Source organism: Natronobacterium gregoryi SP2 (assembly GCF_000230715.2).
Lineage (GTDB): Archaea > Halobacteriota > Halobacteria > Halobacteriales > Natrialbaceae > Natronobacterium > Natronobacterium gregoryi.
The window spans coordinates 2,807,454-2,824,070 of sequence record NC_019792.1; the positions used below are offsets into that span (position 1 = coordinate 2,807,454).

The 16,617-nt window shown below is 62.6% G+C and carries 14 protein-coding genes and 2 pseudogenes; 8 read left to right on the forward strand and 8 right to left on the reverse strand.

Going from position 1 to position 16,617, the window contains the following annotated elements; genetic code table 11:
• The first annotated feature begins 600 nt into the window (after nt 1–600).
• Nucleotides 601–1,779: a redox-regulated ATPase YchF gene (locus NATGR_RS14015; RefSeq protein WP_005578020.1), complete on the forward strand. Its 1,179-nt coding sequence runs from the start codon at nt 601–603 to the stop codon at nt 1,777–1,779.
• Here the strand turns inward: NATGR_RS14015 and NATGR_RS20680 are convergent.
• Nucleotides 1,678–1,929: pseudogene (locus tag NATGR_RS20680) on the reverse strand (IS6 family transposase); the annotation flags it as partial. The gene NATGR_RS14015 and the pseudogene NATGR_RS20680 sit on opposite strands and share 102 nt — an antisense overlap.
• 87 nt (nt 1,930–2,016) lie before the next feature.
• On the opposite strand from NATGR_RS20680, the gene NATGR_RS14020 reads away from it, so the two are divergent.
• Complete coding sequence (locus NATGR_RS14020) at nt 2,017–2,439, forward strand: HIT family protein (protein WP_172636016.1); 423 nt, start codon at nt 2,017–2,019, stop codon at nt 2,437–2,439.
• A gap of 359 nt (nt 2,440–2,798) precedes the next feature.
• On the opposite strand, the gene gdhB is transcribed toward NATGR_RS14020, so the two are convergent.
• A complete protein-coding gene (gene gdhB / locus NATGR_RS14025) occupies nt 2,799–4,076 on the reverse strand; it encodes a glutamate dehydrogenase GdhB (RefSeq protein ID WP_005578024.1) in 1,278 nt (425 codons plus the stop codon).
• A gap of 257 nt (nt 4,077–4,333) precedes the next feature.
• On the opposite strand from gdhB, the gene NATGR_RS14030 reads away from it, so the two are divergent.
• Both NATGR_RS14030 and NATGR_RS14035 read left to right on the forward strand, forming a co-directional pair.
• Nucleotides 4,334–4,789 carry a MaoC family dehydratase gene (locus NATGR_RS14030; RefSeq protein WP_005578026.1) on the forward strand — a complete coding sequence of 152 codons (456 nt, stop codon included), beginning with the start codon at nt 4,334–4,336 and terminating at the stop codon, nt 4,787–4,789.
• Nucleotides 4,790–4,953: 164 nt separating this feature from the next.
• Nucleotides 4,954–5,265: a HalOD1 output domain-containing protein gene (locus NATGR_RS14035; protein ID WP_005578027.1), complete on the forward strand. Its 312-nt coding sequence runs from the start codon at nt 4,954–4,956 to the stop codon at nt 5,263–5,265.
• Between the two features lie 526 nt (nt 5,266–5,791).
• Here NATGR_RS14035 and NATGR_RS14045 read toward each other — a convergent pair.
• Both NATGR_RS14045 and NATGR_RS14050 read right to left on the reverse strand, forming a co-directional pair.
• Nucleotides 5,792–6,142, reverse strand: coding sequence for a DUF5658 family protein (locus NATGR_RS14045; RefSeq protein ID WP_005578029.1), 351 nt, complete (start codon nt 6,140–6,142; stop codon nt 5,792–5,794).
• Between the two features lie 163 nt (nt 6,143–6,305).
• Entirely contained in the window at nt 6,306–8,087 is a 1,782-nt protein-coding gene (locus NATGR_RS14050) for an acyl-CoA carboxylase subunit beta (protein ID WP_005578031.1), read from the reverse strand.
• 731 nt (nt 8,088–8,818) lie between these two features.
• Here NATGR_RS14050 and NATGR_RS14060 point away from each other — a divergent pair.
• A complete protein-coding gene (locus NATGR_RS14060; RefSeq protein ID WP_005578034.1) occupies nt 8,819–9,991 on the forward strand; it encodes a hypothetical protein in 1,173 nt (390 codons plus the stop codon).
• Between the two features lie 4 nt (nt 9,992–9,995).
• On the forward strand, nt 9,996–10,238 hold the full coding sequence (locus NATGR_RS14065; protein ID WP_005578036.1) for a hypothetical protein: 243 nt from the start codon (nt 9,996–9,998) through the stop codon (nt 10,236–10,238).
• Between the two features lie 164 nt (nt 10,239–10,402).
• Here NATGR_RS14065 and NATGR_RS20685 read toward each other — a convergent pair.
• From NATGR_RS20685 to gap, 3 genes and pseudogenes are all read right to left on the reverse strand, one after another.
• A pseudogene (locus NATGR_RS20685) lies at nt 10,403–10,489 on the reverse strand (transposase); the annotation flags it as partial.
• 162 nt (nt 10,490–10,651) lie between these two features.
• Nucleotides 10,652–11,635 (reverse strand): sugar phosphate nucleotidyltransferase, encoded by a 984-nt coding sequence (locus tag NATGR_RS14070; protein ID WP_015233720.1) that lies wholly within the window; start codon nt 11,633–11,635, stop codon nt 10,652–10,654.
• Between the two features lie 96 nt (nt 11,636–11,731).
• Complete coding sequence (gene gap / locus NATGR_RS14075; protein ID WP_005578047.1) at nt 11,732–12,808, reverse strand: type I glyceraldehyde-3-phosphate dehydrogenase; 1,077 nt, start codon at nt 12,806–12,808, stop codon at nt 11,732–11,734.
• Nucleotides 12,809–12,946: 138 nt separating this feature from the next.
• Between gap and NATGR_RS14080 the strand changes: the two genes are divergently transcribed.
• Both NATGR_RS14080 and NATGR_RS14085 read left to right on the forward strand, forming a co-directional pair.
• On the forward strand, nt 12,947–14,188 hold the full coding sequence (locus NATGR_RS14080) for a glycosyltransferase (RefSeq protein ID WP_015233721.1): 1,242 nt from the start codon (nt 12,947–12,949) through the stop codon (nt 14,186–14,188).
• A 64-nt stretch (nt 14,189–14,252) separates the two neighbouring features.
• Nucleotides 14,253–15,146, forward strand: a complete 894-nt coding sequence (locus NATGR_RS14085; protein WP_015233722.1) for a universal stress protein — start codon at nt 14,253–14,255, stop codon at nt 15,144–15,146.
• 26 nt (nt 15,147–15,172) lie between these two features.
• Here NATGR_RS14085 and NATGR_RS14090 read toward each other — a convergent pair whose 3' ends face one another.
• A complete protein-coding gene (locus tag NATGR_RS14090; protein WP_005578058.1) occupies nt 15,173–16,546 on the reverse strand; it encodes an ADP-dependent glucokinase/phosphofructokinase in 1,374 nt (457 codons plus the stop codon).
• Nucleotides 16,547–16,617 lie beyond the last annotated feature (71 nt).

Consider the following 16,617-nt stretch of genomic DNA (forward strand, 5'->3'; position numbering starts at 1 on the left):
GCCCCTAGTTCAGCGCTTTGGCCGAACTATCCTAGTACCATCCCAAGCGTGGACCGACTAATTGAGAGTTGGCCCAAACCAATCACGATTCTCGATCAGGAGTAAAGCGCACTAGTCAGAGTAGACTTGGGACGGTACTAGTACCATCCCAAGCGTGGACCGACTAGTTGAGAGTTGGCCCAAACCGATCACGATTCTCGATCAGGAGTAGAGTGCACTAGCCAGAGTAGACTTGGGACGGTACTAGTACTCTGCCAAGCGTCGACTGATGAGTGAACCCAGACGACCGCATTCGGTTTCACTCATCTGTTCAGGCTTGCCAAAGCATTAGCGTACACTCTGTGCTATCCACAATCGTCGCGACCAGTTCGACTCACCGCCGGCCGTCTTCCCGGATGCAGACAGTCCCTTCTTTCTCACCCTCAGTGGCCCGTCCAGTCAGCCGACACAGGTGGGACTGAAAAAGGGGTTTCGTGGTGTTCCTAAGCGAGACGATGCTCAATATTGGTCCTGCTCGACTGGACAGTCGACCGGACCGTTATCGTCCCAATCGTGAACGGAATCGAAAGACAGTTTGAAGCCACGGCGCTACGAGTTCGCATGCTTTCGATCGCGCTTGCCGGGAAGCCAAACGCCGGCAAGTCTACGTTCTATACGGCCGCAACGATGGCCGAGGTCGATGTCGCCAACTACCCGTTCACGACGATCGACGCCAACCGAGGTGTCAGTTACGTTCGGACGGAGTGTCCCTGCCTCGAGCGCGAGACGCGCTGTAACGCCGACGACTGTGAGGACGGGAAACGCTACGTCCCCATCGAACTGCTGGACGTGGCCGGGCTCGTCCCGGGTGCCCACGAGGGGAAAGGCCTTGGTAACCAGTTCCTCGACGAGCTCACGAACGCCGACGTAATCGTCAACGTCGTCGACGCCTCGGGCGGCACCAACGAGAAGGGTGAACCCGTCGATATCGGCGAGCACGATCCCCTCGAGGACATCGACTTCGTCGAGGAGGAGATGGACCTCTGGCTGGCCGACATCGTCGAGCGCAACTGGGAGTCGGTCGAGCGCAAGTCCCGGTCGCCCGATTTCGACGTCGACGACGCGCTCGCGGACATGCTCTCGGGTTTCGGTGCCTCGCCGAAACAGATTGCAACCGTCCTCCGTGAACTCGACTATCCCGAAGACCCCATCCAATGGGAAGACGACCACAAAGAAGAACTCGCTCGACTGGTCCGCGAACGGACCAAACCGATCGTCGTCGCCGCGAACAAGATCGACGTCGCGCCCGAAGAACACGTCGAGAAACTGCTCGACCTCGACAAACCCGTCGTTCCGACCACCGCACAAGGCGAACTCGCCCTGCGCCGGGCGGCCGATAACGACCTTGTCGAGTACGATCCCGGCGACGAAAGCCTCGAGATTGGCGACGAGGTCAGCGACGCCCAGCGGGACGCACTCGAGGATCTCGCGGCGACGATGGGCGAGTGGGACGGCACCGGCGTTCAAGGGGCCCTGGACTACGCTGTCTACGAACTGCTCGAGCACATCACCGCGTATCCGGTCGAGGACGCCTCGAAGTGGTCCGACGGGAGTGGCAACGTGCTTCCCGACGCCCACCTCCTACCGGAGGGATCGACGCCGGTCGACCTGGCCTACGCCGTCCACTCCGACATCGGCGACGGCTACCTCCACGCGGTCAACGCCAAAACGAGTCGGGAGGTCGGCGAGGGCTACGAACTCGAGGAGGGTGACGTGATCAAGATCGTGAGTACTAACTAATTCGGGCACTGCGACGACCTCTCGAACTGACACTCCCGTCGAATGCAGTCACACCCCGAACACCCTGACGGGTGTCGAGGTGCGCTCGTTCTCCCAAACCGCATTACAATCCACATCTACGGTCTCTCTGAGCAGGTTGGCGAGTTGCAGAGGCACTTCTCGCCACTACCGGTCCGTTCCCCAAACTCTCATCTAAACAGTGCCGGCGTGGGATACATATAGGCTCCACGAGAGGAGTTGGACATGGACTGTGAGTTCTGTCGGATTGTCGCCGGCGACGAGCGGGCACACGTCCTCTACGAGAACGACGAGACGATCGCAATACTCGACGAAAACCCTGCTGTCACCGGACACAGCCTCGTTCTCCCTCGCTCACACGACGACGACGTACTGACGAGCACGGACTCGACGACGACCGACGTGTTCCGGACGGCCCGTCTCGTCGCTACCGGACTCGAGGAGGCGCTCGGCCCTGTCGGGTTCAGCGTCTTCCATACGACCGGTTCGCTCGTCGGGACGGTCGATCACGCCCACGTCCACCTCCTGCCGCGGTTCGAGGACGACGACGTGTCGCTGTCGTTGGGACGAGAGACGCTTCCCGACCGGGAGGGCACCGAACTGGCAAGCAAGATCCGAACCGCACTCGAGGAGCAGTCGTAGCTACCTGTGGCCACAGCCATACCGAAAGCCGCCGCCATCGCCGAGTGCCAGGCCACGGAAGAGTCGCGCCCCGACGCTCGGAACCGGGGCGGCCGTCTTCGCCAATCGCATCATCTTCTCGGTCGGTGTCTTCGATCTCGTGGCGGCGTTCCAGCCACTCTCAGCGCTCTGACAGACGGCCTTCGGGGTTGAGCGGTTGTGGCTCTCTGTGCTCTACAAATCTAACTGAATGTCGTTGCCAGGTAGCTCGAGGCGGCTAAATTCGGGCATGTACACTGCGGATTCCACTGCCTCGGTTTGTCAAGCGCTACTCCCAACGGCACCCGTTACAGACGGCGAAAACCGAACACCGATATCCGTTAGGGCCAGAGGCCACGCGAGTCGTGGGCGTCACTGATTCGTGAGAGGGCGACGATATAGGCAGCGTCCCGCCAGGTCACGTCACGGTTCTCGTACTCCGTCTGGATCGCGTTCCACGCCCGGAGCATCTCCGCACGGAGTTCTTCGTTGACTCGTTCGAGACTCCACGAACGGCGGTTGATGTCCTGGAGCCACTCGAAGTACGAGACGGTAACTCCACCGGCGTTGGCGATGATGTCCGGAACGACCGGGATATCGCGTTCCTCGAAGATCCGATCCGCCGTCGAGGTCGTCGGCCCGTTCGCGCCTTCGACGATCATGTCTGCCTGGACGTCGCGGGCGTTCTCGGCGGTGAGGACGTTACCGACCGCGGCGGGGATGAGGACATCGACGTCGAGTTCGAGTAGTGCCTCGTTCGACAGCGACTCTGGCGCGTCGTAACTCGAGACCATTCCCGGCGTCTCGTCGTGGTCCTCGACGTCGTTGGTGTCGAACCCGTCTGGGTCGTAGATCGCACCGTCGACGTCCGAAACGGCGACGATCGAGGCACCGCGGTCGTCGAGGTACCGGGCTGCGTTGGCACCGACGCTCCCGAATCCCTGGACGGCGACTGTCGTCTCCTCGAGGTCCCAGCCGTAGAAGTCGGTTGCCTCCTCGGTGACGATACCGACGCTGCGGCCCGGTGCTCCCTCGCGGCCGTAGGAGCCACCGACGACGGGAGGTTTACCGGTGACGACGCCGGGTTCGGTCTGGCCTTCCTGCATCGAGTAGGCGTCCATGAACCACGCCATCGTCTGTGGATCGGTCCCCATGTCCGGTGCGGGGATGTCTTTCATCGGACCGATAACTGGCCGGAGTTCCTCGGCGAATCGGCGAGTGAGCCGTTCCTTCTCACTTTCGCTCAACTCTTTCGGGTTGGCGACGACGCCACCTTTCGCGCCGCCGAATGGCAGATCCATCACTGCACACTTCCAGGTCATCCACATTGCGAGCCCGACGCACTCGTCTTCGCTGACGTCCGGATGGTAGCGAAGGCCGCCCTTGAACGGGCCACGGACGCTGTCGTGGTGGGCACGATACCCTGTAAACATCTCCGTCGTCCCGTCGTCTCGTTCGACCGGGATCGTCACCCGATAGACGTCTTTCGGGTATCGCAGCCTCTCGACGGTCCCCTCGTTGACCTCGAGGTGGGCAGCGGCCCGCTCGAGTTGACGGCGGGCTGTTTCGACGGCGCTTTCCTCTGCGTTTGGCTTGGACGATGTGTTGGAATCTGTCATGGTCAGTTCCAGGCCCGTTTCGAAGCGACGTGACTGTCGGCACGTGCCACGGCGTCATTAAACGGGCATCCTGTTACTGTTGATAGACGTTTTCGATGCCCGCTCTTAACCCTTGTCAATGCTTCTCGGTTCGCGCAATACTTGCACCAGCCACCGACTCCGGAACCTGGTGGACGAATGGTGACGATACACCAACGAAACGACGATGGAAAGCAATAAGCATCACGCTTTTGTAACGTTTGATCGACTACCAGTGTATGACCGGCCTCTACTACGAGGAGTTCGAAGTCGGCGAAACGATCGAGCACGAACGCAGCCGAACGATCAGCGAGAGTGACAACCAGCGGTTCTGTGACATGACGATGAACCAGCAACCGCTGCATCTCGACGCGGAGTTTGCGGGCCAGACCCAGTTCAACGAACGACTCGTCAACGGGCTCTACACGATGTCACTCGCCGTCGGTATTTCGATCCCCGAGACGACGGACGGGACGATCGTCGGGAACCTCGCATACGACGACGTCGAACACCCGAAGCCGGTATTTCACGGCGACACGATTCACGTCCAGTCGACAGTCACGGACAAACGCAAGACCAGCGACGGCGAACGCGGCATCGTCACGATGCACGTCGAGGTGTTCAACCAGGACGACGAACTCGTCTGTGAGTTCGATCGAACGGTGCTGTCGCTGAAACGCGAACACGCTGCGTAGCTTGTCGGCCATGTGCCACCCGTTGCTCCCGTCTCTGCAATCGGCCCGAACCGGCCTCGGGTCTCGCGACTACGAGCCGGATCGGTACGATCGACAGGATAAATCAAAACATCATTTCTAGCGGTTTGAGAACCCATTTATAACAGTTCGTTGCAGGAAGAGCAATGACAGTAGAAGACGTCCAGACCGGTAGCGGACAGTGTCCGACCGAGACGAACCGACGAAGCGAGACGGCCTGGAGTACGGAACACGTAAACACGCCAGTTTACGCCGTCGTTTCGACGGTCGCAGACGCGACTGAGTCGGCCCCGTGTGACCTGCCGCCGCTCGCTCGCGTGATCGACCCCGACGCGCTCAACGCCCTGTTTGCGTCCGGATCGACGACCGGAGACACGACGGTCCAGTTCCAGTACGTCGGCCACACCGTCGTCGTCACGGGCGAGGGCGACGTCGATGTCTCGCCGACCGACGAGTGAATCGCCTCGGGGTATTCTCCGATACTACTTGATAAAGCCACGCCGCTTCGACCTCCGCGCTACTGCTTTTTGCCAGTCTCGAGGCTTCGAAACGTCTGTTTCGAGCCGTGGTGCTTTTGCGAACACGGACCCCGGTGGCCACCCCGGGAGCGGCGATAGGGGTCTTGTACCAACCGGTCTCGTACGGCTTCCCGTCCGTCAGTGCCGGCACATCCGCGCCCCAAGCGGTTACACTGATACGGATTACTGTAGCGATTTACCGGCGCAACCGCCGCCCGGGTCGCGGTTGTGCCGAAAATGACTTACAGTAAACCGTATGATAGGGATTATCGTAGCCAACCGGAGGTTTCGAAGCCCGTCCTTCGACGCTGTGTCGTGGTTCGTCACGGGAAAACTATGAACTCCTACGATAATCTCTATGATACGGATTGCTGTAACTATTTTCCACCGATCGCCGACCCCGTTCTGGCGATCGGCGGTAATTGAATACAGCAAACCGTATGAGACAGCGACACACCAATCCATCTCAGACGACAGTCGAGATCAGGACGAGATTGTTGCACGTCGCAAGCGTCCACGGAAGCGCGAGCCCCGCAGGAACGACCGCCCGATACGTGCATGGAAGCAGCGGACGACAAGCGAGACCGAGCCCCACCGCAAACGCCTTCAGTCCGAGCATCCCAGCCAATCCGTACCCCGATATCGCACTCCGAGCAACCGGGTTCGACTCTGCCAGACCCAGGTGGAGACCGACGAACGTCGTGACAACGTCACCCAGCAGCGAGAGCGCGACGAGTGCCCAGAGCAACCGCTCGAGTCGAACGGGATCGATGTCGATTGCCTGACCCAGACGGACGGCTGGGTCGTCGAAACTCATACACTCCCCGCCGGAGTCGAACCGGCCCGGGGCGGGCCACTGGGAGCGCGTGCGATTCTGCACGCGACGATTCCAGCGAGTTCGGTATTGTTATGGAAGGGATAGCGACCGCTAACCGGTGACTACTCGAGAGTACGAGCCGCGAATCGAGGACCGTGACCACTTACAGAATCGTGCCGTGTTTCTTGTCTGGAAGAGACTTTTCGACGTCCTCGTAGAACCTGAACCGAGCACCGAGTTCCTCGCGAAGCGTGCTCGGAGGAACGATCTCGTCGATGACGACTTCGCTGGCCATCCGGTGGACGTCGATGTCTTCGCGGTACTCCTCGCGGAGTTGCTGTTCTTTTCGTTCACGTTCTTCTGGGTCGTCGATCTCGGCGAGTTTTCGAGCGTAGACGGCGTTGATCGCCGCCTCGGGGCCCATGATCCCGACCTCGCCGCTGGGGAGACCGATGACACTCTCGGGGTCGTAAGCGGGGCCACCCATCGCGTAGATCCCTGCGCCGTAGGCCTTACGGACGACGACGGTCTGCTGGGGGACCGTCGCAGCCGAAGTCGCGTAGATGAACTTCTTGCCCTGCTCTAAGATGCCCTCTTTCTCGACCTGTGAGCCAGCCATGAAGCCAGGCGTGTCACAGAGATAGAGAATCGGGACGTTGAACGCGTCGGACTTCCAGATGAATTCGGCGGCTTTCTCGGCGGCGTCGGGAAAGATCGCGCCCGCGCGATGGGCGGGCTGGTTGGCGACGATGCCGATCGGACGGCCGCCGATCCGGGCGTAGGCCGTGATGATCTCTTTCCCGTAGTCGGGACGGAGTTCGAAGAACGAACCCTCGTCGACCACCCGGTCGATGACAGCCGTCATGTCGTACCCCTCGTTTGGGTGATCGGGAACGACGGAGTCGATCCCCGCAGGCGAACTCGTCGGCGGACGCGTCTCCACCCGTGGCGGCGTCTCGTCGGCGTTGTCCGGCAGGTACGTGATCAACTGGGCGACGAGTTCGCGGGCGTGTTGCTCGTCCTCGGCGACGAGGTCGGCCGACCCCGATTCTCGGGTGTGGACTGCCGGTCCACCAAGTGCCTCGAGGTCGATCTCTTCGCCCGTCACCATCTGGACCATCCGCGGGGAGGCAATCGCCATCGCGGAGACGTCCTCGACCATAATCGTGAAGTCGGCGAACACTGGCGTGTAGGCTGCACCGGCGATACAGGGGCCGTACAGCACGCAGATCTGTGGAACTCGGCCGGAGAGCATCGAGTGGTTGTAGTAGTATTTGCCGATCCCCTCGCGGTTGGCGAAGAAGCCGGTCTGTTGGTCGATCCGGCCACCCGAGGAGTCCATCAAGTAGAGCACGGGCCGGCCCGTCTTCAGGGCCCGCTGTTGCATCCGCAGGAACTTCTCGACGCCTTTCGCGGCCATACTGCCGCGTTTGACGGTGTAGTCGTTTGCCATGAAATGAACGTCCCGGCCCTCGAACTCCGCAGCACCCGTGATGAGTCCGTCCGCAGGCAGGCGGTCGTCGGTCTCCTCGCCGACGCCGCTCTCGTGCCAGTCGTCGAACCCCGCAAACTTGCCGTCCTCGAAGAGAAAGTCGTTTCCCTCCCCGCCAAACCACAGTTCGAGCCGATCCCGGACGAACAGTTTGTCCGCCAGACCCTCGCGGTACTTCTCGGGACCACCCTCGAGAACGTCGGCAATCTCCTCGCGCAGTTGCCGTTCGCGCTCGGTCGGACCGAGGCCGTCGTGGGCCGCGCCGTCGGCGGCCGCCACGGGGGAGGGCGCGCCCCGCCCCGAGCCGGCAGCGCTTGCGAGCTCGTGGACGGCTTTCGGCTCGTCGTCGTTCCCGACGTACACCGCGACAGTGTCTCCGACGTGTTCGGCCATGGCGGCCGCGATCGCCGAGGCTTCGTCGTCGGTCGCCCCTGGCGCGATACGGACTTTCATGTCACCGTCTGTGTTGGGGCATCTAAAAAATCCAGCGTATTTTACAATTGATCCAGCGAGTCCGAAATCTGATCGCCACTGCTCGAGTTCGACTCCCGAACGAACGGACCACTGGAGTGAGGTATTTCGGGTCAAGTAGTCCGAGACGCGAAGCATCTCGCCATCAAGCGAAATCAGCGGTCTCGCAGACATCGCGGAGCTTTGCTCCGCTCATACGGACTGCTGTCCCGATGTCCCGGCGCGACCGCGAGTCCGCCTGCGGTCGCACTGGAACTGACTGACAGCAAACCGTCCCAGTCACGGAAATCTCTGATTTCCGCCCGACCCCGAGGCCCTCGCCCTGTTCAACCTGTAGACTCGAGTCGGCAGCGGGCTGCGTCGAAAACGGGACGGTCGAAAGCGGCGAGTGGATGCGAAAACGCATCGTTGCCCGCTCCCGTCCGTCGAGAGATGAACGAGGAGTTGCGTTGGGGGATCAACGCGACGCGCCAGGTGTGGTCGTCTCCGCGATCACCAGCACGGAGACGGTCGGTGTTTTCTGACGTGGAGCTACGACCGTTCGCGTTCAATCGGCCACCCATTAAACGGGACCTCGTTCCCGTTCACCTGCAGGCACAATCGCTATTCCCCGTTCCGACGTACGATCCGAGCACAGCCGAATCGCCCTGTGTACGTGAACATTAGCTTTCCCCAGACGGAGCGCAGGAGTCAACGACACCGGTATCGACGACATGTACGACGAACGGAGTGATCGATCCGATCGACGTTTCACGGCGCTTCGGGATCGGATCGAAACGGGGATGGATCGCCGCGAGTTCCTTCGAACCCTCGCCGGTGGTGGGTACGCCCTTGGATTGGCCCACTATCTCGGCGTCGAGGACTTCCTCGGAGCCAGCGACGACGAAATCCCCGCCGTCACCGCATTGGTCCGGTCCGATCCGACCGACCCGTTCTCGCTCGAGGAGCGAGTGCGATACGTCCCGGCAGACTGGTACGCAGCAGTCGAGAAGGCTTTCGAACTGAACGAGTTGCTGGCACAGTACGGGTTCACCGGCTACCTCGGTAGCGCAGTCGTTCCAGGAGCGTACGACAGCGGGACCGCATCGGTCTCGATCGGCGTCTCGAGCGAGGCGTCGACGCTCCCCGAGGCAGTCAGAGAGTTCGCCGACGGCATCTCGATTAGCACGGAGACGATACTCGAGGTCGAGGGTGTCGACGAGGAGTTCGAGTTCGCCGAGCCACGGGTCCTCGAGTCGCTTTCGGGACGGCAGGCTCCGAGTGGCGTCGCCTGCGAGACGCCCTCGAGTCTGGCGACGCTCGGTCCGGCGATGTACGATCCCGAGACGGAGCGGTCGTTTTTCACCACTGCAGAACACGCGTTCGAGGGGGTTACGGACCCGATCGGTGAAACGCTGTCGCTCCCGCTTCGGGCGGACACGCAAGCAGATCTCGGGGTCGTCGACCGGGCCCATCCGGTCGCGGACGTCGCTGCCGTCTCCCCGAACCCATCAGTCGTCCCGTCGAACTGGATCGACGCACCAGAGCCGGTCCGAGTGCGCGGACAGCTCACCCGGTTCGGGCTCGCAGACCTCGTCGCCCGTGGGGAACAACTCGAGAAGGTCGGCGCGTTGACCGGCCACACGAGCGGTCGGGTGCAAGGCGTCGACGCTGTCACCTGTTTTACCGACGACGTCTGTCGACGCGGCCAGATCCGCTGGGGCGGCGAGATGGACCTGACCGACGGCGACAGCGGCTCGGTGAGTTACTACCCCGATCCGGAAGGCGAGGACGAGGACGTCCTCGTCGCGGGATTCAACAACGCCCGGACGTGGTGGCCGGGGCAAAGTTACGTTTGGGGAGTCAGCGCCTACCACCTGACGGCAGCACACGGCTATCACTTCTGAACGTATGACCGACGACGAACGAGCGCGACGAGGTCGGGTCGGTTCCGTCACCAGCGCCGGTGTTCGCGTTCTCACGGATCTGCTTATTCTGACGCTGTGGGTCGTGTTTCTCGCGCTCTTTTTCCTCGCTTTCGCCTGGCCCAGGTGGGCCTTCTACGCGTTACTCCTCGGTGGGGTCGGCGTCTACGTCTCTCTTACCGCGGGCTGGTGGCAGGCAACGGCCGCAGGGAAAGCGGCGAGCGAGTAAACTACTCCACCCTACTCCTTCGGCGCATACGCGCCTCAGTCCTTGAGGGTGGGGCTTTGATGTGGACTCCTGGCAATCAGTCACCAGCAATAGGCTGGTAACTCTCGCCGTTCAACAGCCCACTTGCTCGGAACTCGTAGTCCTCCGAGAGAACGTACTGCTCGTAGGAACTGTCGCGCGGATTCGTGGAGGTCGTCGCGTCGCTCATCGGGAACGACGAGTTTGACCGGCGCAGTTCGACGCACCTCCATATTTCAGATTACTACTTGACGGTTGTTATACTCTCGGGAGCCGGGTAGCTACCGTCGTGCGGTTGCGTCGCCCTCAGTCGGTTTCCTCTCCGACCTACTCGCTCGCTACACTCGCTCCTCGAGGTCGGAGGCTCCACCTCGAATTATGCTGAGTCAGAACGGCTACCGTTCGTCCGGAAGCCGACTGTACGCGCCGATCAGGGCCCGCTCGAGGTCGAACCCGCTGATCCTCGCTTTCTCGTCGACGATCGAGTCACGTACCGTCGTCGCCTCGAGTTCGACGTCCGGGAAGATCACGGATCGTTCGACGGCGGCGTCGACGATGGTGGCGTCCGCCATCACGTGGACGTCGTCACCGATGTCGCTCTCTCGAATCGTCGCCGACTCGGCGACGGACGAGTCGCCGTCGAGAGACCAGGAGACTGCGTCGAGGTAACTCTCCCTGGTCCCGATGTCGTACCATGCGCCCTTGAACGTGTAGGCGTAGGTCGGCTCCCGGTCCTGGAGCCACTGGACGAACCAGCCAGGCTCGTCCGGGTCGTTCCCTTCCTCGAGGTAGGGACGAAACAGCGACAACGTCTCTCCAGGGAAGGCATAACAGCCGACCGAGACGAGCGAGCTCTCCGGCTCGGTCGGTTTCTCTTCGAAGTCGACGACCCGTTCGCCGTCCAGATCGACCACGCCGTAGGACGTCGCTTGCTCTCTGGAGCCGACGTCGTAGGCCGCGATCGCCGGCCCTTCTCGTCGGTCGAAGTACTCGAGGAACTCCTCGAGTGCGAAGTCGAAGCGGTTGTCACCCGCGATCACCAGCAGATCGTCGTCGATCCCTTCGCGGCCGATCAGTTGGGCGAGTGCGCCGACGACGCCGAGTTTCTCGTCTTCGCGTTCGGTCTCTTCGACGGACAGCCGTGGTTTCTCGTAGGGGCCTTCTTCGAGGTGGGTCTCGAAGTCGGGGGCGAACCGTTCGTTCGTGCTCACGTAGACCTCGTCGATCCGATCGAGGGCCTCGAGTTCGGCGTAGATTCGATCGACGACGGTCGTCTCCCCGAGCGGGAGGAACATTTTGGGACGGTGTCTCGTGATCGGCCACAGGCGAGTCGCGTAGCCGCCGGCCAGAACGACGGCAGTAGTAGTGGTCGTAGTCATCGTTGGAGAGACTCAGTTCGACTGCCGGGACTGTGCTTTGGGTGCTTCGACACCGCCGAGCGGATTGTCGATGGGTCGAAACGTCGACATGGCCGATCAGTGGACGACGGTCCGTCCGGCGTCGATTCGTTCGCTTTCGCTCGCGACGTGTTTCGCGAGCTCGATCATCTGGTTCGAGAAGCCGTACTCGTTGTCGTACCAGGCGAGCACTTTCACGGTGTCGTTGGCCGCGACCATCAGCGACTCGAGGTCGACGTACGAGGCGAACGGCAGCCCGACGATATCCCGCGAGACGATCTCGTCGTCGGTGTAGCCGAGGACGCCGGCCAGCTCGTCGTCGGCCGCCGCCCGGATCGCGTCGATCACTTCCTCGCGCTCGACGTCGTCCTCGATGTTGACGGTGATGTCGGTGATCGAACCGTTCGGAACCGGCACCCGCATCGCCATCCCCTCGAGTTTGCCCTCGAACTCGGGGAGTACCTCGCTGGTCGCGCCAGCCGCGCCGGTCGTCGTCGGGACGATGTTCTCGGCGGCGGCGCGGCCGCGACGGCGCTTGTCCAGGGGGCCGTCGACAAGTGCTTGACTCCCGGTGTAGGCATGGATGGTCGTCAGGAGCCCGGAGATCACGTCGAACTCCTCGTCGAGAACCTGTAGGACTGGCGCGACGGAGTTGGTCGTACAGGAGGCGTTCGAGACGACGTCGGCGCTGTCGTCGTACTCCTCGTGGTTGACGCCGTAAATGAACATCGGGACCGCCGTCTCGCCTTTTGGCGGGGCCGAGATGACGACCTTCTTTGCGCCTGCCTCGAGGTGTTTTGCGGCCTCGTCGTGAGTCCGAAACAGGCCGGTCGCCTCGAACGCGATGTCGACGTCGAAGTCGTCCCACGGGAGTTCCGACGGGTCGCGTTCGGAGAGCAACTGAAACTCCTGGTCGCCGACGGAGAGAACGTCGCCACGCCGGGAGATGTCGTCGAGTCGGCCGTGGACCGAGTCGTACTGAAGCAGGTACGCCATGTCGTCGTCGTCCATCACGTCGTTGATCGCCACGATATCGACGTCGTCGTGCGTCAGCGACGCCCGGAGGAGACACCGTCCGACGCGTCCGAACCCGTTCAGACCGATTCGAAGCGTTTCGCTGGCCCCCGAACCGCCGCTGCTGGGATTCAATCTCATATCCGGAGATCCGCCACCGGCGCGTAAATTTGTTGCCCCAGAACGTCAATTATCCGGATATAAACGCCCTCTAACTGCTATTTCCCGAATAAGCCCCAACTGATACGAGCGTCGTCGTCGTCGTGACGAGTACCGACGATGCATCCGCCCTCGCTCCCGGACCGATCGATCGAGGCATACGCTACCGTGACGGGGACCGACCGCCTCGAGCGACTCCGCGAACTCGCCGAGATACTGTCGGACGTCCGGATTCTCCACGTCAACTCGACTGCGTCAGGAGGCGGCGTCGCGGAACTGCTCCGCTCGATCGTCCCGGTCTGTAACGACCTCGATGTCGACACCGACTGGCTCGTCATGGACGCCGACGACGACTTCTTCGAAGTCACGAAGGCAGTCCACAACGGGCTTCAGGGGGACAGCGAACCGCTGACCGACGAGATGAAAGCAACCTATCGCGAGGTGACTGTGGCCAACGCAACCGAGATAGACGGCGAGTACGACCTCGTGTTGGCTCACGATCCACAGCCGCTGGGCATGCTTGAGCGACTCGAGGAACGGCTGCCAGACGCACCGATCGTCTGGCGGTGTCACGTCGATCTCACCGACCCGGTCGCGGAGTATCTCGCGTTCGTCTCGGAGTACACCGATCCGATCGACCACGCGATCGTCAGCCGTTCCGCGTACGCGGCGATCGACGCCCCGGAGACGAGCATCGTCTATCCGTCGATCGATCCGGTGACGGCAAAGAACCGATCGCTCGATCGCACGGAGCTGGCGGCCGAACGCGACCACCTGGACCCGCTCTTGTTCGACGCGCCAGTGGTGTCGCAAGTGTCTCGTTTCGATCCGTGGAAAGACCAGTTCGGCACTCTCGAGGCGTACAGAGCGGCTAAATCAGCGGTTCCGGACCTCCAGCTAGCACTGGCGGGCGGGATGGCCGGCGACGACCCGGAGGGGCTGGAGCTGTACGAGCAGGTCGCCGACGAAGCGGTCGACGATCCGAACGTCCACGTCCTGACCGATCTCCCGGACATGACGATAAACGCCCTCCAGCGGCTGTCGGATGTCGTCGTCCAGAAGTCCCTGCGCGAGGGGTTCGGGCTCGTCGTCTCGGAGGCGCTCTGGAAGCGCACGCCGGTCGTCGGCTCGACGGTCGGCGGCATTCCGCTCCAGGTCGAGGACGGCCGGAACGGCTACCTCGTCGATCCAGACGACGCCGTCGGTGCCGGCGACCGGATCGTCGACCTCCTCGAGGACGACGAGCGTCGGCGATCCTTCGGCGACAACGCCCGGGAACACGTCCGGGAACAGTTCTTGTTGCCCCGACAGCTCGTGGACCTGCTCGAGATTTTCGTCGACGCGCTGGAACTCGATACCTGACGGCGACGGCGGCCACCCCCACACAGTTATTCATCGAGGCAGTGAAGCAATCCAAGACGCTCCCATGAGCCGGTTTATCGAAACGATACTGATACCGACCGACGGCAGCGACGGGGCACTCGCAGGGGCCAGACGCGGGATCGCACTCGCGTCGCAAATCGACGCGGATGTCCACGTCCTGTCGATCGTCGACTCGCGATTCCAGGCGGCGGACCTCGACGAACTGACCCTCCCGTCGTTCGAAGAGAACGCCGAGAAAGCTGTCGAGGAAATCGCACGGCTGGCGACGGACCACGACGCGGAGAGAGACGTTACGACCGCGGTCAGGACGGGTACTCCGTTCCAGTCGATACGAGAGTACGCCAGTCGACGGGAGGTCGACGTCATCGTCATGGGGACGAAAGGTCGAGCGGAACTCGACAGGGTTCTCCTCGGCGGCGTGACCGAGAACGTCCTCCGGACGGCACGGACGCCCGTACTCGCGGTTCCACCGAACGCCGACGAGCCCGCGATCGCCGACGTCCCGTTCGATCGACTCCTCTTGCCCACGGACGGCAGCGACGGTGCGGCGATCGCGACCGAGTGGGGCATCGAACTCGCGAGTCGGCTCGAGTCGTCGATACACGCACTCTACTCGATCGATACGGCCCCGCTCGACGACGAGCGGCCGACCGACGACCTCCTCGAGGCCCTCGAGCAAAGGGGCAAAGAGGCACTCGACGCGGTTCGAGGGCGCGGCGAGGACGCTGGAGTGAGTGTCTCGGGATCGACCGTGACCGGCTCTCCGGTGCGGGAGATCCCTGCCTACGCGACCGAGAACGACGTCGACTTGATCGTCATGGGAACCCACGGCCGGACGGGGATCGGCCAGTGGTTCCTCGGGAGCGTGACCGAAAACGTCGTTCGCCAGGCAGACGTGCCAGTGTTTTGCGTGCCGGTCAGCGCCGAGCATCCGTGACGGCGCTTTCCGACACTGCCACTCTCCTATCGGTCACTGGCTACGGCGAGTTCCAGGACAAAACTCGAGGAAGAGACGATGTCCCCGATGCCGACCGTCCCCGCCGGTTCGTCGACGACGCGGTTCGGACAGGCGGCGACCGTGGGGGTCTCGAGGACGCCGTCATCGGCCATCTCACCGACGTGATCGGCCAGCAGTTCGATCGCTTCCCGCCCCTTCATAGAGGGGTCGTACCCCAGGCCGGTCTCGAGGTCTTCGGGTTCAGAGATGTGTCCCAGTGCCGCCTTGGTGGCGGCGTTGACGGCGGAAAACTCGAGTCCCCGTCGGAGCGCCTCCGGCGAGTGGTACGACTCCATCACGGCGAGGTGGTACTCCATCGCGTGTAACTGCAGACAGTCGACACTGAGTTCCTCGCGGACCGCCTCGAGCATTCGGTAGTGCTCGAGTATCTCCTCGGGTTCGAACGGCGTCGCCTCCGACGGTGGCTCCTCGACGGCTTCGATCCCCGCGTCGTCGTGCAACATCGTCAGCTCGTGGGTGTCTGCGCCGACGACGTTTGCCTCCGGCAGAATCCACTCGTACATGCTCTCCCTGAGATCGTCGTCGTGGGTGACGGCGTACTCGACGTGGACGTCGACATCGCTTTCCGACCGGAGTCGGCGGATGACCTCGCGTGCGTGTTTGTGAGTCTCCTCGTACCCCTCTTCGACGTGGTCGGGCGTGAGGTTGTGATACCCTGCGAGGAGGGCTCCGTCGACGACCTCGCCGACCTGGTCGATCGCCTCGTCGAGGTCCCCCGCAGAGAGGTCGAACTCCGGCGGCCTCGAGGCGGCAATAAACCGGGTGTCTTCCGGCGCAGTCACGCCGAAAAACTCGTCTCCCTCCCTGAACTCGAACACCCAGTTGATCTTCGTTCGCTCCGTGTTGATGGCCTCGGTGAGGGGGACGTAGCCCACCTCGTCGTCCTCGACGGTCGGGTACTGCACCTCGTCGGGGTGGTCGAACATCGAGAGCTGTCGCTCCGAAATCAGGTAGGTGTACGTGATCGGTGCCGTCCCCAAGGCGGTGAGCAGGTTCGTCATGATCCCTGCCTGGCCGCCCATCTGCTGGCTGTCGGGCTCCAGTTCCGCCTCGAGTGTCGCGGCGAACTCGTCGGCCATCGCAACCTCGTCGCCCCGGCCTGCGGCCATCGTGTGGGCGATCGCCGCTGCGAGTTCTCGTTTCGACGCTAGCGGACTCGAGGGCAGGCCGGAACCGGGCTCGGTCGGTCGCTCGAGGAACGACTCGAGTTCCTCGTCGACCCGAACGATCGCGTCGACGTTGGCGTTGTACGCGATAAAGACCGGCAACTCCTCGAGCGCGGCGACGTCCGCCTCCAGTTGGGCGTGGGCGTCCTCCATAGCAGGGCACCCTCCCAGACGCAGGGGGTTAATCCTGGGGTGGCTGTGCCGTCCGTCGCCACCTGCGAACT